This window comes from Deinococcus sedimenti, from assembly GCF_014648135.1.
Lineage (GTDB): Bacteria > Deinococcota > Deinococci > Deinococcales > Deinococcaceae > Deinococcus > Deinococcus sedimenti.
On sequence record NZ_BMQN01000001.1, the window covers coordinates 145,349 to 165,888 of the forward strand.

Consider the following 20,540-nt stretch of genomic DNA (forward strand, 5'->3'; position numbering starts at 1 on the left):
GGCTTTACAGCGCGGAGGACCCGCACTTGTAGATGTTGATGTCCGTCATGCCTTCCTCGTCCACCTGATCACGGCTCTTCAGGTCACTCAGCGCGGCGAACAGCTCGGGGTCCTCGATCACGACCTTGCCGTCGTCGGTGAGTTCCAGGGCCTTGAGATCCAGCTTCGCTTTCTTGTTTTCGTTGGTCATGATGATCACCTCGTGCAGGAGTGGGGGCGGTGGGGACGGTTCAACCGGGGCAGAAGATGTCGATCAGGATGCCTTCCTCTTCCAGCCCGGGCTCGACGATGCCGATCTCGGGCATCAGGGGCACCTCCTGGGCAGGCGGAGCGTGCGGTTGGTCCGCCGGTGGTTCCGACGGGCGGTCCGGACGCGGCGCTGGCCGGTGGGGGCTTTGACTCACGGTGTGTCACCTCCTGCTTCCTAGAGAACCGCAGGCCGGGTTGCGGCAGGGTTGCCTGAGCGCTCGCTCCCTGACAACCCCTCGGCAACCCCCCTGAAGGTCCAATGAAGACCAAAGGAGGGACGCATGACGGTCCAACTCAGTGTGCTCGATCCGGTCCCCTTGTCCTGCGGTCAGTCCCCACGTGACGCCCTCCGCGCCGCCATCCAGCTGGCTCAGACGGCTGAACGGTCCGGCTACCGGCGCGTGTGGTACGCCGAGCATCACCTGCCCCGCGCCGCCGTCTGCCCCGCCCCCGCCGTGCTGGTGGCCGCGGTGGCCGCCGCAACGGAACGGATCCGGGTCGGGTCCGGCGGTGTGGTCCTGCGGCACCACGCCCCCTGGCATGTCGCCGAGACGTTCAGCACGCTCGCGGCGCTGCACCCGGGCCGCATCGACCTGGGCGTCGCCGGCGGGACCGGCGCGGACGAGCAGACCACCCGCCGCCTGGGCGGAGACGGGACGCCGTACCCGGACCGTCTCGCGGCGCTGGATGAGGCGCTACGAGACCTGAACGCCGACGTGCACGGCTGGGTGCTGGGCGCCAGCGCCCGCAGCGCCGAACTGGCCGCCACCCTCGGCTGGCACTACGGCAGCGGCAACGTCACGGGCGACCCGGGCGACGTGCAGGCGTACCGCGAGCAGCACACGGCCCGGCGGCACGCGGGCCCCACCGTCGCGCTGGCGGTCGCCGTGGTGTGCGCCGACACGACCGAAGCGGCCCTGCACCTGGCCCGCAGTCACCGGGCGTACTTCAGCGCGCAGGGCACGGCGCCCGGCGGTCAACCCGTGCCCCCGCCAGCCGGTCTGCCGGTCACGCCCGGCCCGCTGGCCCTGTACCCCCGGCTGGTCGTCGGTGATCCCGTCACCGTCCGGTCCGCCCTGAACGCTCTGGCCCGCCGCTACGGCGCAGATGAACTGGCGCTCCTAACCATCACGCATGACCCGCAGGCCCGCCGCCACTCCTACGCGCTGATCGCCGAGGCGTTCGCGCAGGCTGCTCCACCCCCCATCCACCTGCCCCACCAGCCCGGAGGTTACCTATGACGGCCGACCTGAAACGCTCGCGGTACACCCTGCAGTCCCGGCAGGACGCCGGGGTGTACCTGCACAACACCTTCAGCGGCAAGGGCGGCTTCTACCCGCCCCGCGCCCTGGACCTGCTCAAGCGGGCCCAGCCGGACCCGACCGATCCGCTGACCGCGCAGCTGCGCCGCGACGGGCACCTGATCGCCGCCGACACCGACGAACTCCTGCGTGCCCGGCAGCAGCAGGTGACCGCCTTCTTCCGGGACGACGTGCTGCACCTGATCCTGTTCTCGACCGAGCAGTGCAACTTCCGCTGCACGTACTGCTACGAGAAGTTCCTGCACGGCCGCATGAAGCCCGAGGTGATCGAGGGCGTCAAACGACTCGTGACCCGCCGCGCGCCCGGCCTGAAACTCCTGTCGATCTCCTGGTTCGGCGGTGAACCGCTGCACGCCCACGACATCGTCCAGGACCTCTCCAATCACTTCACGGCCCTGAGTGAAGCGCACGGATTCAAGTACATGGCGCACGCCACCACCAACGGCTACTACCTGACGCCCGAACTCGCCCCGGACCTGATCCGCACCGGACTGCGCGACTTCCAGATCACCCTGGACGGCCCGCAGGAAACCCACGATCAGACCCGCAAGCTGCAGGGGGGCGGCGGCACCTTCGACACCATCTGGCGCAACCTGCTGTTCCTGCGCGCCTCCGACCTGGATTTCACCTGCACGCTGCGCATCAACTTCAGCCCCGACAACTACGCCCAGACACCCGAGTTCATCACTCAGCTGGGCGAAACCTTCGGGCACGACCCGCGCTTCCAGTTGCACACCCATCCGGTCGGCCGCTGGGGCGGCGAGCAGGACGAACACCTGACCGTGTACGACCAGGATGACGGCTTCGACCTGGCCATCCCCCTGTACGAGCACGCCCGCACCTGCGGCCTGAGCATGCGCCACGCGAACCTCAACCCGTTCGGCAGCACCTGTTACGCCGCGCGCGGCAACTCGTTCGCCATCCGGACCAGCGGGCAGGTCGTGAAGTGCACCGTCGCGCTCGACGACGAACGCAACCACGTGGGTCACCTGAACGCCGACGGGTCCCTGCACCTTGATCAGGCCCGGCTGCTGCCCTGGGTGCAGGACAACGCCCTGACCGACACCACCTGCCAGTCCTGCGCGATCCGGCCCTCCTGCCACGGCGCGGCCTGCCCGCTCGAGAAGATGGATCACGGCCGTCAACCCTGCCCGGACATCAAACGCAACTTCAAGAAGTTCCTGCCGCTCATGCACGCCGACCACACCCTGGAACTCGAGGTGCTTCAATGAAATCACTGCTGCGCGCCCTGGCCCTGCTGCTCGCCGTTTCCTCCGTCGCGTTCGCCGAAAGTGGCGGGGCGGGTCAACCCGGCGGGGGCACCCACTGGGACTGTGCGGGGGTTCAGATCACGCCCCTCGAATGCCCCTTACCTGTGCAGACTGGCTGACCGCGAGGTTCAGCTCCGCGCAGCGGCCAGGGGCAGGCCCATCAGCTCCACGGTCGAAGCGGTCCGCGACGTCCTCCGCGGGCCGCTCCACCAGTCATGGTGCTGCTCAGCTGTCTGAGCGGTGAGGGATCATCTGGTGAGCGGGCCCTTCACGCGTACGCCACCCGGAGCTGCCGCACGCGGGACGCCGCCCGGGCCCGGCGGGGATCGCTGGCGTCCAGGCGAGCCAGGGCGCACTCCCAGACCTCAAGATCATCGTCGAGTTTCACGGCGAGCTCGTTGAGCAGGGTGGGGTCCCGGTGACTCAGGACGGCCTGCCGCAGCGATTCGTGCAGCAGCTCACGGTACTCGGCAATGCCGGGCGCGTCCGAATCGGGCAGCAGCGGCCCGGCGTAGCGGCGCAGCGCCTCGGCCACACGCCCGGCCTGAAGCAGCGCCATGACGTCCAGGTAATCGGCCTGCACCGGGACGAGCAGCCGGTACGGTTGCGACGCGACCGGCACCATCTGACGCAGGCGGGAAATCCCGGCCTTCAGGGACGAGCGCGCCACCCCCTCGTCCCGGTACAGCAGGCTGGCAAAGCGGTCCCCGCCCAGGCCCTCGGGACTGAGGCTGAGCAGGACCAGCATCTCCAGGTGCCGGGGCTGCAACCGCAGGTGCTGGTCGGCCCAGACCACTTCGGAGCGGCCCAGCAGGTTCAGGTTCAGGGTCTGGGCGGGAACGAGCAGCGCCCAGACCTTCTCGAACAGACCCGCCGGGCCGCCCAGCAGCAGCCGACCCGACGGCCCGAGTTCGGCCGTCAGGGGCGCGACGCGCTGCATCACGCCGCTGGCCTGCTCCACCTGCCCCAGCTGAAGGTGCGCGAACGCCAGGTGCGCGGCTGCCCGGACCAGCGTGTCCGCCTTGAGGGGCTGCTCGAAGGCGTCCATGGCGTCCTGCAGCAGCGGCACGGCCTGAACCGGGTCGCGGTACGCGCGTGCCATGCCCAGCGCCAGGGTGGACCAGCGGGTGTAGGAACGCGCCTCATGCTGGGTCAGCACGAACGCTTCCTCCGCGACGCTCAGGGCGCGCTCGGGCTGATCGAGTTCAGTCAGGACGCGCACCAGCTGGGCGCTGTGCCAGCCCTGATGATTACGCGGCTGGTGCTGCCGGGCGGCCTCGCAGGCCCGCAGCGCGCGCAGGGGGTTGCCGCTGACCAGCGCGTGGTCGGCCAGGGTCGTCTGGAACAGCGAGTACACCTGCGGCGCCCCGCTGGCCAGCTGCGTCTCGGCCTCGCTCAACACGCCGGTCAGCTGCTCCAGGCGTCCGCTGAGCAGGCTGGTGTACGCCCACTCGTTCAGGACCGCGAGTCGCCGCTGCCAGTCACCCATGCGGCTGTGGTCGTACTGCCGCAGGGCGTACACGGTCCAGTGCAGCGCGTTGACGTACTGACCGGTCTGCGTGTATGTCGCCGCGAGGGCCTGCACGTTACGCACGACATCGGTGGGGGTGCCCTCGGTCTCCGCGCACTCCACGGCGGCCCGCAGGATGGGCAGCGCGTCGGTGGGGTTCTGCTCCGCGGTGGACAGGCCGTGGTAGTAGAGGGTCAGGGGCGTGTGGGCGGCCGCGGCGGCCCGCTGCGTTTCCCGGTGACGGTCCGCGAGGCGCAGGGTGGTCCCGGCGTGCAACGCGCGGAGTTCGGGCGCCTCGTGCCGTGACAGGTGAGCCGTGACGCGCGGGAGCACGCTGCGCGCGTGACCGGTCCGCAGCGCGGCGGAGTACAGCCAGCGCAGGATCTCGGGGTCGTCGTTGATGCTACTGGGCAGCGCACTCAGGAGTGCATGCAGGTGATGATGCAGCCCGCGTTCATGAAAGTGCGGGCCGGCCACCGTCAGCAGTTCGGGCACCCGGTGGGGGTGCAGGCGCGCGGCCAGCGGCAGCGCCTCCGTCCACCGCTGCCGCTGGATCAGGGCGTCCAGCAGACGGTCCGGTTCCACCTGGGGAGCCTCGCCACTCAGGAAGCGCAGGCCCTCCGGGGCGGGTTCCAGCGGGGGTGGCAGCTTCAGGGCCTGGGCCAGTTGCAGCAGCAGGGGGCGCATCTGCCCGCCCGTGTCACGCAGCAGGCGCTGCCGCGCTTCCGGACCACCCGGGAAGTCGGGCATCCAGTGGTCCAGTTCGGCCGGCTGCACCGCCAGATCTGTCGACGTCAGGGCCGTGACGGTGCGGTAGAGGGTGGCGGGTGGCAGGGGAGAGGTCGCGTGCAGGATGGTCACGGTCTGCTGGTCGTGCAGGGTCAGCAGCGCGCGGGCCAGCTGGGGAGCGTGCTGCGCGCCACTGAGCGCGAACACCCACGGGCCCAGGCGGTCAAGGCAGCCGCGCAGCACCTCGATGCCGTAGGTCCAGGGCATGCCGTACCCGAACAGCTGGACGTTCGCGGTGCGGTGGACGGCCTCGGCGAGCTTGTTGCCGAGCAGGTGGGGGTGGTCCTCGTCGCCTTCGGCCGCCTCGAGCCACAGCAGGGGCCGGGCTGGAGTGTCGGCCGCCTTGATGAAATAGGGAGCTCCGGCGTCGCCGTCGTCCCACAGGCAAAGAGGGTGTGTCAACGCCAGGCTGCGGGCCTGCATCCACGTCATGAAGTGAGAACGCTGGAGAATCATGTGGGTGTGCGCCGATTCTACCCTCAACCGGACGTGTGCCTGACCGGTCGTCTGCCTGATGCCGGGCGGTCAGTCGCGGGTGAATTCTCCGTCATGACCCTTCATCTGGCGTTCAGCTGGGCGGTGCTCCGGGTAGGCAGCCTCTAGAATCAGGACAAGTGCGCTGCCTTCCTGCAGCGGGGTGCGGTCCCTATAGGCCGCTGGGGTGGAGTCAGGTCAAGTCGGCCTGACTCCATGCCGTTTTGTTTCGACTTCTTGCAGTTCAACTGGAGGTGAGGGTGATGGTCAAGGGTATTCGTCTGGGCGTGCTGGTGGCCCTGTGGTCGGGCAGTGCGATGGCCGCGAGTTCGGCCGGAACGGCGGAGTTGCTGTTCGCGCTGTTCTGGGTGGTGCTGGCCGCCATGGTGTTCGGGGCGGTCGCCTCAAAGCTGGGGGTTCCGGCGGTGGTGGGGCAGGTGCTGGCCGGGATCTTGATCGGGCCGAGCGTGCTGAGTCTGGTCCGCCCGGACGAGTTCCTGCTGAGTCTGGCGGAGCTGGGCGCGGTGTTCCTGCTGTTCATGGTGGGCCTCGAGACCCGCTTCCGGGACCTGCTGTCCGTGGGGAAGGAGGCGCTGCTGGTGGCGGTGCTGGGCATCGTGTTCCCGCTGGCGCTGGGCTTCGGGTTCGGCCTGTGGCAGGACCAGGGGAACGTGAGTGCGCTGTTCGTGGGGACCGCACTCGTGGCGACGTCGGTGGGCATCACGGCGAAGGTCCTGCAGGAGATGGGCGTGCTGGACGCCCGCTTCGCGCAGGTGATCCTGGGTGCGGCCGTCATCGACGACATCCTGGGCCTGACGCTGCTGGCTGTCGTCAGCGGCCTGGGCGCCGGGGAGAGCATGAGTGCCGGACAGGTCGCGTTGATCCTGGGTCTCAGCGTGGGCTTCGTGGCGCTGGTTCTCGCGGTCGGCATTCCGCTTGTCCGCCGCTTCCAGCCCCGCCTGCAGAACCTGAGCCTGGCGCGCATGTTCAACGTGGCGATCGTCGTGGGCCTGGGCGTGGCCGCGCTGAGCACCGTGGCGGGCCTCGCGCCGATCATCGGGGCGTTCCTGGCGGGCATGGTCCTCGCGGAGGTGAAGGACGAGGTGGAATTCGAGTCGAAGGTGCACGCCCTGGAATCATTCCTCGCCCCGATCTTCTTCGTGGTCGTCGGGTTGCAGCTGGACCTGGGCGTCCTGGGTGACCCGGTCGTGATCGTCGCGGGCCTGATCCTGACGGTGCTGGCCGTGATCGGCAAGGTCGTGGGCGGCCTGCTGGGCGCGCGCAGCATGGGCAGGCGGCAGTCGCTGCTGGTCGGCGTGGGCATGGTCCCGCGCGGCGAGGTCGGGTTGATCGTCGCCAGCCTGGGCCTCGCGGCGGGCGTGATCGGCAAGCAGGTGTACGCCGAGGTGCTCCTGATGGTTCTCCTGACGACCGTGCTGGCCCCGCTGGCCCTGCGCGTCCTGGCGCGCCGCCCGGAGCCGGACGCCCCCGTCACCTGAACCCGGTGAGCTGAGGGAGGGGACGAGCTGCGTGAGCCGTCCCCTCCTGCCTTTTCCCGCCCGTGCGGTACCCTGAAGGGATGCCGGACGTTCCCGCCCCTCCCACCCGTTCCCGCCTGAGACTGCGGGTGTCCCCCGCTGCCGAGGCGCACGTCCGCGCCGGGCACCCCTGGGTGTACGAGTCCAGCCTCCGCGCCCAGAACCGCGACGGCGACGCGGGCGAGCTGGCCGTCATCTACGACCGCCGCGACCGCTTCCTGGCGATCGGCCTGTTCGACCCGGACAGCCCACTGCGGGTGCGGGTGCTGCACCAGGGCACCCCGGCCACGCTGGACGACGCGTGGTGGGCCGCGCGGCTGGACGAGGCGCTGCTGCGCCGCGCGCCGCTGTTCGGACCGGACACCGACGGGTACCGCGTCGTGAACGGCGAATCCGACGGCTTCCCCGGACTGGTCGTGGACCGCTACGCGAGCACGCTGGTCGTCAAGCTGTACACCGCCGCGTGGTTCCCGCACCTGAAGCTCATGCTGGTCCTCCTCGCCGAGCGCTTCCCGGACTTCGCGCTGGTGCTACGCCTGAGCCGCAACATCCAGACCCGCGCCCGCCAGGAGGGCCTGTTCGACGGGCAGCTCCTCGCGGGGAACGTCGGCAGCGGCACCGTCGTCTTCCACGAGACCGGGCTGGCCTTCGAGGCGGAAGTGCTGCGCGGCCAGAAGACCGGGTTCTTCCTCGACCAGCGTGACAACCGCCGCCGCGTCGAGAAGTACGCGCGGGGCCGCCGGGTCCTGAACGCCTTCTCGTTCAGCGGCGGTTTCAGCCTGTACGCCGCGCGGGGCGGGGCGGCGCACGTCGTCAGCCTCGACATCAGCGCCCACGCGCTGGACAGCGCCGAACGCAACTACGCCCTGAACCCGAAACTCACCGCCCCGCACGAGACCGTCCAGGCCGACGTGTTCGAATGGCTCGCCGACACCGACCGCGACTTCGACCTCGTGATCCTCGACCCGCCCTCCCTGGCCCGCCGCGAGACCGAACGGGCAGGCGCGATCCGCGCGTACGGGAAACTGGCCGCCGACGGCATCCGCCGCCTCGCCCAGGGCGGCATCCTCCTGAGCGCCTCATGCTCCGCGCACGTCACCGCCGAGGAATTCTGGGACGCCGTCCGCGACGCCGCCACCCGCTCGGGCCGCAAGTGGCGCGAACTGCACACCAGCCAGCACGCCCCCGACCACCACGCGACCTTCGCGGAAGCGCAGTACCTCAAGGCCATCTTCATCCAGTTCGACTGACCCCGCGCGCTCTAGCATGGGCGGGTGCCTGCGCTCCGCAAGATCATTCACGTGGACATGGACGCGTTCTACGCGTCGGTGGAGCAGCGGGATGACGCGCGGCTGCGGGGGCGGCCCGTGGCGGTCGCGTGGGGCGGGCGGCGCTCGGTGGTCCTGACCGCGAGTTACGAGGCGCGGCCGTTCGGGGTGCGGTCGGCGATGCCGCTGTACCGGGCGCTGGAGCGCTGCCCGGACCTGGTGGTGGTGGAGCCGAGGTTCGAGGCGTACCGGGAGGTGAGCGCGCAGATCCGCGCGGTGTTCCACTCGTTCACGCCGCTGGTGGAGCCGCTGTCGCTGGACGAGGCGTACCTGGACGTGACCGCCCCATTGACGGGCGGGCCGAGTGCGACGCTCATCGCGCAGGCGATCCGGCGGAAGATCCGCGCGGGGACGGGCCTGACGGCGACGGCGGGCGTGAGCGTGAACAAGTTCCTGGCGAAACTCGCCAGCGGCCTGCACAAGCCCGACGGGCTGACCGTGATCCTGCCCGCGCAGGTGGACGCGCTGCTGGCTGTGCTCCCGGTGGGGGACTTTCACGGGATCGGTCCGGCGACCGCCGCGAAGCTGGCCGGGATGGGCATCCACACGGGCGCGGACCTGCGCGCCGCCGATCCGGCCGCCCTGACGGCGCGGTTCGGGGTGCACGGCGCGCACTTCTCGCGGATCGCGCGGGGCCTGGACGACCGGCCGGTCGAACCGGACCGCCCGCACCGCAGCGTGGGCACCGAGGAGACGTACGGGCACGACCTGCGCGGGGTGGACGCGGTGGCCGCCCGACTGCCCGTGCTGGCGCAGGGGGTGGAGCGCCGCCTAGAGCGGGCCGGGCTGGCCGCGCGGACGGTGGTGCTGAAACTGAAGTTCGACGACCGCAGCGTCCTCACGCGCCGGGTCACCCTCCCGCTGCCCGTTCACGCCGCGCCGGAGCTGGCCCGCGCCGCCGCGCGCCTGCTGACGCCGGAGCTGCTCGCGGGGCGGGGCGTGCGGCTGGCGGGCATCACGGCAGCCTCGCTGGTCCCGGCGGGGCAGGTGCCCACGCAACCGCTGCTGCTGGGCGGATAGGGCAGAGGCCCGGTGGAGGGGTAGAGTCGGGCGGTGACCCTGCCCCTGCGCGCCGTGATCTTCGACCTGGACGACACGCTGTTCGACGACACGAGTTGCACGCACGCGGGCCTGCGTGCCCTGGCGGCGCATTCCGGCCTGAGCGTCCCGCCCGCCGAGCTGTTCGCGCGGCACGCGGCGCACATCCGCGGCATCGACCCGCTGCTGTTCCGGGGCGAACTGACCGCGCACGCGGCGCGGGTGCTGCGCTTCACGCGCCTCCTGACCGAGCTGGGCGTGCCCGATCCGGACGGCGAGGCGGCGACCGTCACGTACCGGGGGGCGTACCGCGCCGCTTGGGCGCCCCTCCCCGGCGCGGCGGGCGTGTTGCGGGACCTGCGCGCCGCCGGGCTGCGGCTGGCCGTCCTGACGAACTACGTGCGCGACGTGCAGGCGCAGAAACTCGCGCACTTCGGCCTGGACGCCCTGGTGGACGCCGTGCTGTGCGTCGAGGAGGTCCCGGCGGCGAAACCCGACCCGCGCGCATACCACGCCGCCTGCGCCGCGCTGGACGTCACCCCCGGGCAGGCCGTGATGGTGGGCGACTCCTGGGAGAAGGACGTGCAGGGCGCACGCCGGGCCGGACTGCGGGCCGTGTGGGTGAACCGGGATGGACAGTCGGGACTCGACCCAGACGTTCCGGCGATCTCCGCTCTGGCGGACCTGCCCGCGCTCCTGTGCCTCGTGTGAAGGACTCTGGCCAGGATCGTCGTCTGCAGTCACAGCGGTTTTCAGGGAGACCGAGAAATCCCTTAGTCTCCCTGAAACGAGCAGCGCGAGGACCCGCCGACATCAGCGATTGGAAGTGGAGTTGAAGGGCGTGCTGTTGGCCCTTCAATGGAACTGGAAAACGCTGTCACAACAGGATTCAGAGGTATGGGGGGACAACCCTCAAGACCTCTGAATCGAGGGCCCTGGCAGAGCTGCGCGGCAGAGCGGGCACCTGAGAACGACAGCGGTCGGACGCGGGGCTCTGGGGCGGCGCGCGGCAGACGACACCCCTCCCGGTCATCGTCGGGAGGGGTGTCGTTGGAAGCGGTTACGCTGGGACGGTCTCTCCGGCGAGGTGCAGCCATGTGCCCAGGACGCTGTCGGGGTTGAGGCTGACGGAGTCGATGCCCTGTTCCATGAGCCACTGGGCGAGGGCGGGGTGGTCGCTGGGGCCCTGGCCGCAGATGCCGACGTACTTCCCGGCGCGTTTGGCGGCCTGGATAGCCTGACTCATGAGTGCCAGGACGGCTTCGTTCTGCTCGTCGAACAGGTCGGCGACGAGGCCGCTGTCGCGGTCCAGCGCCAGGGTCAGCTGGGTGAGGTCGTTGCTGCCGATGCTGAAGCCGTCGAAGTGTTCGAGGAACTGGTCGGCGAGGATGGCGTTGCTGGGAATCTCGCACATCATGATGATCTTGAGCCCGTTCTCGCCGCGCTTCAGGCCGTTCCTGGCGAGGATCTCGATGATCTGCGCGGCCTCGCCGACGGTGCGGACGAAGGGGATCATGACCTGCACGTTCGTGAGGCCCATGTCGTCGCGGACGCTGCGGATCGCCTCGCATTCCAGCGCGAACGCGGCGGCGAAGTCGCGAGAGCGGTAGCGGCTGGCGCCCCGGAAGCCGATCATGGGGTTTTCCTCGGTGGGTTCGTAGGCGGGTCCGCCGATCAGGTGGGCGTACTCGTTGCTCTTGAAGTCGCTCAGGCGGACGATCACGGGTTTCGGTGCGAACGCGGCGGCGATGCTGGAGACGCCCTCGGCGAGCTTCTCGCGGAAGAAGTCGCGGGGGCTGGCGTACCCGGCGGTCTTCTCGTCGATCTGCGCCCGCACGTCGTCGGGGACGTTCGGGTAGTCCAGCAGCGCGCGGGGGTGGATGCCGATCACGTTCGAGCAGATGAACTCCACGCGGGCCAGACCCACGCCCTCGTTCGGCAGCGCGGCGAAGGAGAACGCGCGGTCGGGCGAGGCGACGTTCATCATGATCTTCATGCCGACCTCGGGCATGTGGCCCAGTTCGACGCGGTTCACGCGGTACGCGAGGCGGCCCTCGTACACGAAGCCGGTGTCGCCCTCGGCGCAGGACACCGTGACCTCCTGCCCGCTCTGCAGTTCACGGGTGGCGTTCCCGCTGCCGACGACGGCCGGGATGCCGAGTTCCCGGGCGATGATCGCCGCGTGGCAGGTGCGCCCGCCGCGGTTCGTGACGATGGCCGAGGCGCGTTTCATGACGGGTTCCCAGTCCGGGTCGGTCATATCCGCGACCAGCACGTCGCCGTCCTGCACGCTGTCCATCTGCGAGACGTCCCGCACGACGCGCACGACGCCCGCCCCGATGCGGTTCCCGACCGCGCGGCCCTCGACCAGCACGGGGCCCTTTCCGGTCAGTTCGAAGCGTTCCAGGGTCTTCCCGGTGCGGCTCTGCACGGTTTCCGGGCGCGCCTGCAGGATGTAGATCAGGCCGTCGCGGCCGTCCTTGCCCCACTCGATGTCCATGGGGCGGCCGTAGTGGTTCTCGATGGTCACGCACTGCCGCGCGAGTTCCGTCAGGTCCTCATCCGAGAGGCTGAAGGCGCGTTGCTGCTCGTGGGGGACGTCCACGGTCTGCACGCCGCCCTGCGGGGCGTACTCCATCCGCTTCTGCTTGCTGCCCAACGTGCGGCGCAGGATTGCCTTGCGCCCGGCGTTCAGGGCGGGTTTGTACACGAAGAACTCGTCGGGGTTCACGGCGCCCTGCACGACCATCTCGCCCAGTCCGTACGAGCTGGTCACGAGGACCGCGTCGCGGTAGCCGCTCTCGGTGTCCAGCGTGAACGCCACGCCCGACGCGCCCAGGTCACTGCGGACCATGCGCTGCACGCCCGCCGACAGCGCCACGTCGCTGTGCGCGAAGCCGTGATGCACGCGGTAGCTGATGGCGCGGTCGTTGTACAGGCTGGCGAACACCAGCCGCACGTGGTGCAGCACGTCGTCGATCCCGCGCACGTTCAGGAACGTCTCCTGCTGCCCGGCGAAACTCGCCTCCGGCAGGTCCTCGGCCGTGGCACTGGAGCGCACCGCGACGTCCGGTTCGGTGCCGCCCGACTCGGCGGTCATCGCGGCGTAGGCGTCCCGAATCGCTGTTTCCAGCGCGGCGGGGAGGGTGGCCGCCTCGACCTGCGCGCGGATCTCGCGGCCCGCCTGCGCCAGGGCCACCACGTCGTTCACGTCCAGCGCGGTCAGGCGGGCGTTGATGCTCTCCTCGATGCGGTTCTCCTGCAGGAACAGCCGGAACGCGTCGGCGGTCGTGGCGAAGCCGCCGGGCACCCGCACCCCGGCCCCCGCCAGTCCCTGGATGAGTTCGCCCAGCGAGGCGTTCTTGCCGCCGACGATCTCCACGTCCGTCATCCTTAGTGTACCCAGCACGCGAATCATATCCATTGCTTTTCACCGTTCCTGCGAAGCTCCAGCGAACTGGAAAGGGGCGAATTAGTGTTGCCTTACGCCCTCACCTTACCCGACCCCGCCCCGCGGCTGCGTCACCCGCCCGGTCACACCACACCCACCCGTCCAGACAGCCCGAACCCCCACCGGATCCCCGCGCCGCGTGTCACGCTGGCCCCATGCCCACCCGCACCGTCGTCATCGTCAGCGACCACACCGGCCTCACCGCCGAGAACATGGCCCGCGCGCTCCTCGCCCACTTCCCCGATCAACCCCTGCGCTACCTGCGCCGCCCCTTCACCGCCGACACCCACGCCGCCCAGGCCGTCTGCCGCGAGGTCACCGCCCTCCATGAGCGCGGCGAGCAGCCCATCATCTTCACCACCGTCACCCACCCCGACGTCCTGCGCGAACTCCAGACCGCCCCCGCCGAGGTCTTCGACCTGCTCGGCCCCGGCCTCAGCACCCTCGAAACGCAGTTCGGCACGCCCGCCGTCCGCCAGATCGGCCGCCACCACGACATGCACGACAGCGAGGCGTACCTGTCGCGCATGGACGCCCTCGACTTCGCCCTCGCCACTGACGACGGCATCGGCGACAAGCAGTACGGCCTCAGCGACGTCATCCTCGTCGGCGTCTCCCGCGCCGGCAAGACCCCCACCAGTCTCTTCCTTGCCCTTCAGCACGGCGTCCGAGCCAGCAACTACCCCCTCGCGGAGGACGACTTCGACCGCACCGGCCTGCCCATCCCCCTCGAAGCCCACCGGCACAAACTCCATGCGCTGACCATCGACCCCCGTCGCCTGCACGCCATCCGCACGCAGCGCAAACCCGGAAGCCGCTACGCCAGCCTCGAACAGTGCGAGCACGAGGTCCGCCGCGCCGAACGCCTCTTCCAGCGCGCCGGGGTCCCCGTGCGCGACACCACCAGCGCCAGCGTCGAGGAGATCGCCGCCGCCATCCTCAACACCCTGCGCGCCAGCCAGTGACACCCTGACAGAGGAACTGGCCACGCCCGGACACGCGTGGCCAGCCCCCAGACAAGCGGCTGGGGGTTCCGGCTGCGCGCACGGAACCCCCAGAGTCAAAGAAGACGCAGGAAGACGAAAGAGAAGACGCTGGAAGACGCTGAAGAAAACGAAAGGAACGACGGTATGGGGAAGACGCTGGGAAGGACGACCGACTCTCTGCCGCTAACGAAGAAGTTGAAGGTTAACCCGTGACTGGTCCCTGGCCGGTCGGGCAGCAGTCAGGCACATTCTGAAGGTCAGTGGACGCACTGACCGGGGAAAGCATGAGGGACAATAAAATCAGGCAACGCCCAAGAACACTCTTCATATTCGACGACCTCCACAACGGCTTGACTGAATTCAGTTTGACTGACACCCGGTTAACCTTGAGTCAACCTCACATCTAGGGGCGCAGGTCCGTGGAGTGGTATCGGGTTGAGTGCTGAATTTAATCGTGCAGGTGCCGTTTGGCGGCCTCGCGGGTTTGCCGGGCTAATTGAATGAGACCCGCCTGGTCGTAGGCGGCCGCAGTTGCCATCCAGGCAGATTCAAACAAGGGGTTCAGGCGGGTGGCCTGCAGATAGACCTGCGCGGCGGCAGCGGGTTCAACAGACTGGAGGGCCTGGCCGACAGACATCACCAGCGCCAGCCACTGCGATTCCAGCGCGTCCCGTTCCTCGGCCGCCCATTCGGTGCTGGCCTCGGGAAGAAACTGCCCTGGGATCACGTCGACCAACTGGCGCTGATGGGCTCTGTTCAGCTGTCCCCACCGTTTGAGATGAAGAGCGTCACTGTGAACGTCGAACCGTTCAGTCAGTCGGTACTGCCCACCACTCCAGACCACGGGTTCCGTCCCCGGAGGAAGAAGCGGGCGGAGCGCGTCTCGCAGGGCGTGCACCGTCTGCTTGAAGTAGGAGCCGAGTTCCCGGCGTGCCTCTCCATCCCACAGGGCCGTCATCAGTTGATCCCGCGTCGAAGGTCCCCGCAGGACCAGCAGAGCCAGAAGTTCGCGCGCTTTCCGCAGCCGAATCTGAACCTCGGTGGTGTTGACCTGAAGTGAGAATTCTCCGAGCAGTTGGAGGCGCAGGACCGGTCGTGCCCGGAGTGAGAGGCGGCGGGCAGCACCTCCTCCGAGTTCCTGATCTGCGAACGCCGCGTACAGCGAGGCGAGTCGGTCGGCATCGATGGCCAGTGCCAGTTCACCGCCGATATGAGTCAGGACTTCCAGCAGGTCGGCGCTGGCTTCCAGCAGGGACCAGCCCTTACTCCAGCGGCAGTAGGTCAGGAAGGCGTGGGAGCGCAGTCGAAAACCGTCAAAGAGTGCGACGCCCCTGGCCACGCGTTCAAAGCACTGTTCAGCATGTTCGAAACGGTGCTGTTCAAACGCCAGAAGACCCAGGTAGAAGGTTTGGGTGACCGTATCGAATTCCTGTGCTGGTCGCAATGCTTCGATTTCACGCTCGAAAGCTGAGACGTCAATCTGATCGAGGCGCCAGAGTCCCTCAGCCCGCAGGGCGCGGGCCAGCAGGTTGAACCGGTCACTTCCCTGGAGTTTCTGAATTTCCAGGCAGGCGGTCAGGTGTCGGCAGGCCAGCTCAAACTGTTCGTCCAGCAGGTACAACTCTCCGAGGATCAGGTGGGCGGTATCCCGCCGGTGATCGTTGAGTTCCTCGGCGCGCCGCAGGACCTCGTGGATCATCGTGAATGCCTCGTCGGGTCGCCCCTCGAAGAACAGGCGGTAGCCCAGGTCCAGACGCAGGGACAGGCTTTCACTGTGGCCTCCCAGTAGGTCGAACAGGCGAACCGCTTCACGGGCGTACCGGTCCTGGGAATCAAAGTCGTCCATGGATGCGCTCACGTTCTGTGCGAAGTACAGCGCGCGGGCGCGGGACCGTAATTCCGAGACGGGGATCTCTTCCAGAACGTTGGCCATGAGCTTCTGAGCTTCCGGCGCGTTGCCGAGTTCCACAAGTGCGCGGGAGTAGGAGCAGATCAGCCACCAGCGGGTCACCTGATCCGGCTGGGTTTCCAGGCCACGCCGGGCATGGGCCTGCCGCGCCTCCGGGCCGCTTCGCATGGCTGCCAGGAGACTCAGGCCCAGGTGAATCCGGGCGTCGGCTCCCGGATCACCGGAGGCGCGAAGCAGGCGAATTTCAGCCGCGTCCGTTTCACCTGTTTCCAACAGGGCCAGGGCCAGCTGCCCGACCTGTTTGGACGTCAGCGTCCGGCGCTGAAGGGCCTGCACGATATCGCCGTAATTCCCTTCTCGTTCCAGCTGGTCGATGCGGGTGGAGAGGGGGTCGGGTCGGGTTTTGAGGCTGGGGGAGGGTGTGGTTGGGGTGGTGAGCTGGACGTTGACGTACCAGTCGCCGTTTCTGGCCTGGGTGACGCGGCCGCCCTGGACGCGGCCTGTGGTGAGCAGGTGACGCTGGTAGTTGCCGAGGCGGGTGGGGATGGTGTGGCGGCCCTGGAGGGTCCAGAGGGTGACGTGGCCGGTCGTGGGGTTGATGCGGAGGCTGCGGGCGTCAAGCCAGTAGCTTTCGCCTTTCAGGCCGCCCCTGGTGTTGTGGCGGGCGTCGTGGGCGGCCTGCGCGGCGGCGCGGCGGGTGGCCTGCGGCAGAGCGGGGGCGTCGGGTTGGGTGCGGAGCAGGTCGTCGGTGGGGGTGTCGGGGTTGCGGCGGGCCTGGACGAGCAGGGTGTTCATGAGGCGGCTGATGTGGGTGCGGGTGTCGTTCAGCGCGCTGGCCTGCTGGGGTGTGGGTTGCAGGGTGAGTCGCACGGGCACCTCCTCTGGATTCGAATGGGGGGTTGGGTGGGGCGGATGTGCCTGGTATAGCAGCTTGCACCTGCTGGAAACTGTGGTGGCGTGCGGGTGTGGAACGCCGGAGGCCCGGGTGGGAGCCTCCGGCGGGTGGGGGTGGGGGTCAGCGGTGGGTGCGGTAGCGGCGGATCAGGGCGTTGGTGCTGCTGTCGTGGTGCAGGTCGGGTTCCTGGGCCGCGTGCAGTTCGGGCACGATCTTCCCGGCGAGGACCTTGCCGAGTTCGACGCCCCACTGGTCGAAGGAGTTGATGTTCCACACGGCGCCCTGCACGAAGACCTTGTGTTCGTACAGCGCGATCAGCGCGCCGAGGGTGTGGGGCGTGAGGCGGTCGGCGAGGATGGTGTTGGTGGGGCGGTTTCCGTCGAACACGCGGTGCGGCGCGAGCCCTTCGGGAACGCCCTCGTCCAGCACCTGTTCCAGCGTCTTCCCGAACGCGAGCGCCTCGGTCTGCGCGAACACGTTCGCCATGAGGAGATCGTGGTGGGGCGCGCCGCCTTCCAGGGGCAGGGGGTTGAGGGTCTGGCAGAAGCCGATGAAGTCGCAGGGGATGAGTTTGGTGCCCTGGTGGATCAGCTGGTAGAAAGCGTGCTGGCCGTTCGTCCCGGGCTGCCCCCAGATGACCGGGCCGGTCTGGTAGTCCACCGTCTGCCCGTCCAGGGTGATGTGTTTGCCGTTGCTCTCCATGTCGAGTTGCTGGAGGTACGCGGGGAAGTACGCGAGGTACTGGTCGTACGGCAGCACGGCGTGACTCTGGGCATCGAAGAAGTTGTTGTACCAGAGGCCCAGCAGGCCCAGCAGGACGGGCAGGTTGCGTTCCAGCGGGGCGGTGCGGAAGTGCTCGTCCATGGCGTGGAACCCGGCGAGCAGTTCGTTGAATCCGTCCGGGCCGATGGCGAGCATCAGGCTCAGGCCGATGGCGCTGTCCATGGAGTAGCGCCCGCCCACCCAGTCCCAGAAGCCGAACATGTTCGCGGTGTCGATCCCGAACCCCTGCACGGCCTCGGCGTTGGTGGACACGGCCACGAAGTGCCGCGCGACCGCCGCGTCGTCGCCCAGCGCGGCCAGCAGCCACGCGCGGGCGCTGCGGGCGTTCGCCATGGTCTCCTGCGTGGTGAAGGTCTTGCTCGACACGATGACCAGCGTCTCGGCCGGGTCGAGGTCACGGGTCTTCTCGGTCAGGTCGGTGCCGTCCACGTTCGACACGAAGCGCAGCGTCAGGTCCCGCTGCGCGTAGTGCTTCAGGGCCTCGAACGCCATGACGGGCCCCAGATCGCTGCCGCCGATGCCGATGTTCACGATGTTCTTCAGGGGCCTGCCGGTGTACCCCAGCCACGTCCCGGCGCGGATCTGCTCCGCAAAGGCGGCCATGCGGCCGAGCACCTCGTGCACGTCAGGGACGACGTTGTGGCCGTCCACCATGACGGTCGCGCCTTCCGGGGCGCGCAGCGCGGTGTGCAGCACGGCGCGGCCCTCGGTCACGTTGATCTTCTCGCCCGCGAACATGGCGTCGCGTTTGGCCGCCACGCCGGTCTCGCGCGCGAGGTCCAGCAGCAGGGTCAGGGTCTCGTCGGTGACGCGGTTCTTGCTGTAGTCCAGGTACAGGCCTGCACCCTCGGCGGTCAGGCGTTCGCCCCGCTGGGGGTCCTGCGCGAAGAGGTCCCGCAGGTGAGTGTCTTCCAGGGCGTCGTGGTGGGCAAGCAGGGCGGTCCAGGCGGCCGTGGTGGTGATGGTCATGGCGAGTCTCCCTTCGGCGGCACCCGGGGTGTGGCGGGGCGCGGCCTGTTCGTCCGGGAGCATACCGCCACCGTCCGGCGGGGCGCCGCAGCCTGTGCGGAGGACCGGGTGAATCACCCGCCGGTTCATCGAAACTCATGATTCTCATGGCAGTGGAGAGGTGGGCCGGGCAGTCCAGGACGGGCCGTCTGACCACAGGGGCACTCCCGCCCATGAGGCGCGACGGGCGTAGTCAGAGAATTGTGTGAAGTCCCCGGCTACGCTGCTGACATGACCAGGAAGGTGAGGGACGTGCACACAACATGGAACCGCTGGGGCACGCCCTACCTGGACGCCCGTCAGGACGAGACCGCACCGGCTGTCGTGAGTGGTTCGGCGGACCTGCGTCCCCTGTCGCCCGAGGCGATCCGCCGCGCCATCCACGCCGAGGAGCAGCGGCAGGTGTTCGCGCTGCTGGGCCGCCTGCGCCGCAGCCGCCTGGGCTGACGCGCCCGCCGGGCCCCCCGCTTTACAATCGCGTTCCGCACGCCGCCCCACGCACCTCTGGTGTCAGGGGCGGCGTTCCGTTTGACAGGCCGGCGGCCCTTCCCATCCGGGGGCGCGGCGCGCTTGAATGCAGGCGTCAACTGCGTTCATTCCGGGCCTCCCTCTGAACCATGGAGGCCCTCCCGCCTGCTTTCCCGGAGGTTCCCCACCGTGTCCCAGCTTCCTTCCCTCAGTTCCCTGCATGACCGTGACGTGGTAATCGTCGCGGCCGTCCGCACGCCCATCGGCGCCATCCGCGGCAGCCTCTCGACCGTCCGCCCCGACGATCTGGCCGCGCACGCCATCCGCGAGGCCGTCGCGCGCAGCGGCGTCCCGGCCGATCAGATCGAGGAGGTGATCCTCGGCTGCGCGAACCAGGCGGGCGAGGACAACCGCAACGTGGCCCGCATGGCCGCGCTGCTCGCGGGCCTGCCGGACAGCGTGGCGGGCCTGACCGTGAACCGCCTGTGCGCCAGTGGCCTGTCGGCCATCAACACGGCGGCCCGCGCCATCCGCAACGGTGACGGGGACGTGTACGTGGCGGGCGGCGTGGAGAGCATGACCCGCGCGCCCCTCGTGATGCCCAAGGGCGCGCAGGCCTTCGCGAACGGCAACGTCACCGCGTACGACACGACGCTCGGCTGGCGCTTCCCGAACCCCGCCATGGAGGCGCTGTTCCCGCTGGAGGCGATGGGGGAGACCGCCGAGAACATCGCGGGGCGCAGCCGAGAGGGCGCCTACCGTGGCGGCGAGATCACCCGCGAGGACCAGGACGCCTTCGCGCTGGACAGTCAGCGCAAGACCATGGACGCCCTGAACGCCGGACGCTTCAAGGATGAGATCGTGCCGGTGCAGGTCAAGGGCCGCAAGGGCGTCACCGTGTTCGACACGGACGAGCACCCCCGCGTGAACCGCGCGGCTGACGGCTTCACCCTCGCGACCGACGAGGCGACCCTGGCGGGCCTGAAACCCGCCTTCCGCAAGGGGGGCAGCGTGACCGCCGGGAACGCCAGCGGCCTGAACGACGGCGCGGCCGCGCTGGTCCTGATGAGCGCCGCGAAGGCCCGCGAACTGGGCGTCACGCCGCTGGCCCGCTGGGTAGGCGCGGCGGCGGCGGGCGTGGAGGCCCGCGTGATGGGCCTCGGCCCGATTCCAGCCACCCGCAAAGTGCTGGACCGCACCGGCCTGAGCGTGCAGGACCTGGACCTGATCGAACTGAACGAGGCCTTCGCCGCGCAGGCCCTTGCCTGCATCCGCGAACTGGAATTGCCGCAGGAGCGCGTGAACGTGAACGGCGGCGCGATCGCGCTGGGTCACCCGCTGGGCATGAGCGGCGCGCGGCTGATCGTGGCGCTGACGCACGAACTGGCGCGCCGTGAGGGCCGCTACGGACTGGCGACGCTGTGCGTGGGCGTCGGGCAGGGCGAGGCCGCGATCATCGAGAGGGTGGAAGCATGAGGCCGGTGCGCAGCACCCGAGCGGAGCGACAAGGCCAGGGGCGAG

Annotated in this window: 16 protein-coding genes; 10 read left to right on the plus strand and 6 right to left on the minus strand. The window is 69.3% G+C overall.

The window, feature by feature from the left end; all coding sequences use genetic code 11:
- Positions 1-4: 4 nt before the first annotated feature.
- Together IEY69_RS00725 and IEY69_RS00730 are read right to left on the minus strand one after the other, a co-directional pair.
- Complete coding sequence (locus IEY69_RS00725; protein ID WP_189071260.1) at positions 5-190, minus strand: hypothetical protein; 186 nt, start codon at positions 188-190, stop codon at positions 5-7.
- A 40-nt stretch (positions 191-230) separates the two neighbouring features.
- Positions 231-404 (minus strand): hypothetical protein, encoded by a 174-nt coding sequence (locus IEY69_RS00730; protein WP_189071261.1) that lies wholly within the window; start codon positions 402-404, stop codon positions 231-233.
- Positions 405-530: 126 nt separating this feature from the next.
- Between IEY69_RS00730 and IEY69_RS00735 the strand changes: the two genes are divergently transcribed.
- Genes IEY69_RS00735 through IEY69_RS00745 form a run of 3 tightly spaced genes read left to right on the plus strand, consistent with a single transcriptional unit; the run spans position 531 to position 2,961 of the window.
- The gene (locus IEY69_RS00735; protein WP_189071262.1) at positions 531-1,490 is read left to right on the plus strand and encodes an MsnO8 family LLM class oxidoreductase; all 960 of its coding nucleotides are present in this window, start codon (positions 531-533) and stop codon (positions 1,488-1,490) included.
- Complete coding sequence (locus tag IEY69_RS00740) at positions 1,487-2,803, plus strand: radical SAM/SPASM domain-containing protein (protein WP_189071263.1); 1,317 nt, start codon at positions 1,487-1,489, stop codon at positions 2,801-2,803. Before IEY69_RS00735 ends, IEY69_RS00740 begins: the two co-directional genes overlap by 4 nt.
- On the plus strand, positions 2,800-2,961 hold the full coding sequence (locus IEY69_RS00745; RefSeq protein ID WP_189071264.1) for a hypothetical protein: 162 nt from the start codon (positions 2,800-2,802) through the stop codon (positions 2,959-2,961). The genes IEY69_RS00740 and IEY69_RS00745 overlap by 4 nt, the downstream gene beginning before the upstream one ends.
- A gap of 149 nt (positions 2,962-3,110) precedes the next feature.
- Here IEY69_RS00745 and IEY69_RS00750 read toward each other — a convergent pair whose 3' ends face one another.
- The gene (locus tag IEY69_RS00750; protein WP_189071265.1) at positions 3,111-5,597 is read right to left on the minus strand and encodes a hypothetical protein; all 2,487 of its coding nucleotides are present in this window, start codon (positions 5,595-5,597) and stop codon (positions 3,111-3,113) included.
- A gap of 281 nt (positions 5,598-5,878) precedes the next feature.
- On the opposite strand from IEY69_RS00750, the gene IEY69_RS00755 reads away from it, so the two are divergent.
- From IEY69_RS00755 to IEY69_RS00770, 4 genes are all read left to right on the plus strand, one after another.
- Positions 5,879-7,114 (plus strand): cation:proton antiporter, encoded by a 1,236-nt coding sequence (locus tag IEY69_RS00755; RefSeq protein ID WP_229783521.1) that lies wholly within the window; start codon positions 5,879-5,881, stop codon positions 7,112-7,114.
- 80 nt (positions 7,115-7,194) lie between these two features.
- Positions 7,195-8,403 (plus strand): 23S rRNA (cytosine(2499)-C(5))-methyltransferase, encoded by a 1,209-nt coding sequence (locus tag IEY69_RS00760; RefSeq protein ID WP_189071266.1) that lies wholly within the window; start codon positions 7,195-7,197, stop codon positions 8,401-8,403.
- A 24-nt stretch (positions 8,404-8,427) separates the two neighbouring features.
- A complete protein-coding gene (dinB, locus tag IEY69_RS00765; RefSeq protein ID WP_229783522.1) occupies positions 8,428-9,501 on the plus strand; it encodes a DNA polymerase IV in 1,074 nt (357 codons plus the stop codon).
- Positions 9,502-9,534: 33 nt separating this feature from the next.
- The gene (locus IEY69_RS00770) at positions 9,535-10,230 is read left to right on the plus strand and encodes an HAD family hydrolase (RefSeq protein WP_189071267.1); all 696 of its coding nucleotides are present in this window, start codon (positions 9,535-9,537) and stop codon (positions 10,228-10,230) included.
- 349 nt (positions 10,231-10,579) lie between these two features.
- Here IEY69_RS00770 and ppsA read toward each other — a convergent pair whose 3' ends face one another.
- Positions 10,580-12,943 carry a phosphoenolpyruvate synthase gene (gene ppsA, locus IEY69_RS00775; protein ID WP_189071268.1) on the minus strand — a complete coding sequence of 788 codons (2,364 nt, stop codon included), beginning with the start codon at positions 12,941-12,943 and terminating at the stop codon, positions 10,580-10,582.
- A 182-nt stretch (positions 12,944-13,125) separates the two neighbouring features.
- Between ppsA and IEY69_RS00780 the strand changes: the two genes are divergently transcribed.
- On the plus strand, positions 13,126-13,935 hold the full coding sequence (locus IEY69_RS00780) for a pyruvate, water dikinase regulatory protein (RefSeq protein ID WP_189071269.1): 810 nt from the start codon (positions 13,126-13,128) through the stop codon (positions 13,933-13,935).
- Positions 13,936-14,404: 469 nt separating this feature from the next.
- On the opposite strand, the gene IEY69_RS00785 is transcribed toward IEY69_RS00780, so the two are convergent.
- Both IEY69_RS00785 and pgi read right to left on the minus strand, forming a co-directional pair.
- A complete protein-coding gene (locus tag IEY69_RS00785; RefSeq protein WP_189071270.1) occupies positions 14,405-16,735 on the minus strand; it encodes an AfsR/SARP family transcriptional regulator in 2,331 nt (776 codons plus the stop codon).
- 145 nt (positions 16,736-16,880) lie between these two features.
- The gene (pgi, locus tag IEY69_RS00790; RefSeq protein ID WP_189071271.1) at positions 16,881-18,512 is read right to left on the minus strand and encodes a glucose-6-phosphate isomerase; all 1,632 of its coding nucleotides are present in this window, start codon (positions 18,510-18,512) and stop codon (positions 16,881-16,883) included.
- A 270-nt stretch (positions 18,513-18,782) separates the two neighbouring features.
- Here pgi and IEY69_RS00795 point away from each other — a divergent pair, with 270 nt between their 5' ends.
- The gene (locus IEY69_RS00795) at positions 18,783-18,998 is read left to right on the plus strand and encodes a hypothetical protein (protein ID WP_189071272.1); all 216 of its coding nucleotides are present in this window, start codon (positions 18,783-18,785) and stop codon (positions 18,996-18,998) included.
- Positions 18,999-19,208: 210 nt separating this feature from the next.
- Positions 19,209-20,495, plus strand: a complete 1,287-nt coding sequence (locus tag IEY69_RS00800; protein WP_308425419.1) for a thiolase family protein — start codon at positions 19,209-19,211, stop codon at positions 20,493-20,495.
- Positions 20,496-20,540 lie beyond the last annotated feature (45 nt).

What these genes read in the sequence shown, in the direction of transcription:
- IEY69_RS00735 (WP_189071262.1), top strand. Translation starts at nt 531, where the DNA reads ATGACGGTCCAACTCAGTGTGCTCGATCCGGTCCCCTTGTCCTGCGGT.
- IEY69_RS00795 (WP_189071272.1), top strand. Translation starts at nt 18,783, where the DNA reads ATGACCAGGAAGGTGAGGGACGTGCACACAACATGGAACCGCTGGGGC.
- IEY69_RS00725 (WP_189071260.1), bottom strand. Translation starts at nt 190, where the DNA reads ATGACCAACGAAAACAAGAAAGCGAAGCTGGATCTCAAGGCCCTGGAA.
- IEY69_RS00780 (WP_189071269.1), top strand. Translation starts at nt 13,126, where the DNA reads ATGCCCACCCGCACCGTCGTCATCGTCAGCGACCACACCGGCCTCACC.
- IEY69_RS00755 (WP_229783521.1), top strand. Translation starts at nt 5,879, where the DNA reads ATGGTCAAGGGTATTCGTCTGGGCGTGCTGGTGGCCCTGTGGTCGGGC.
- ppsA (WP_189071268.1), bottom strand. Translation starts at nt 12,943, where the DNA reads ATGGATATGATTCGCGTGCTGGGTACACTAAGGATGACGGACGTGGAG.
- IEY69_RS00745 (WP_189071264.1), top strand. Translation starts at nt 2,800, where the DNA reads ATGAAATCACTGCTGCGCGCCCTGGCCCTGCTGCTCGCCGTTTCCTCC.
- IEY69_RS00740 (WP_189071263.1), top strand. Translation starts at nt 1,487, where the DNA reads ATGACGGCCGACCTGAAACGCTCGCGGTACACCCTGCAGTCCCGGCAG.
- IEY69_RS00750 (WP_189071265.1), bottom strand. Translation starts at nt 5,597, where the DNA reads ATGATTCTCCAGCGTTCTCACTTCATGACGTGGATGCAGGCCCGCAGC.
- pgi (WP_189071271.1), bottom strand. Translation starts at nt 18,512, where the DNA reads ATGACCATCACCACCACGGCCGCCTGGACCGCCCTGCTTGCCCACCAC.
- IEY69_RS00760 (WP_189071266.1), top strand. Translation starts at nt 7,195, where the DNA reads ATGCCGGACGTTCCCGCCCCTCCCACCCGTTCCCGCCTGAGACTGCGG.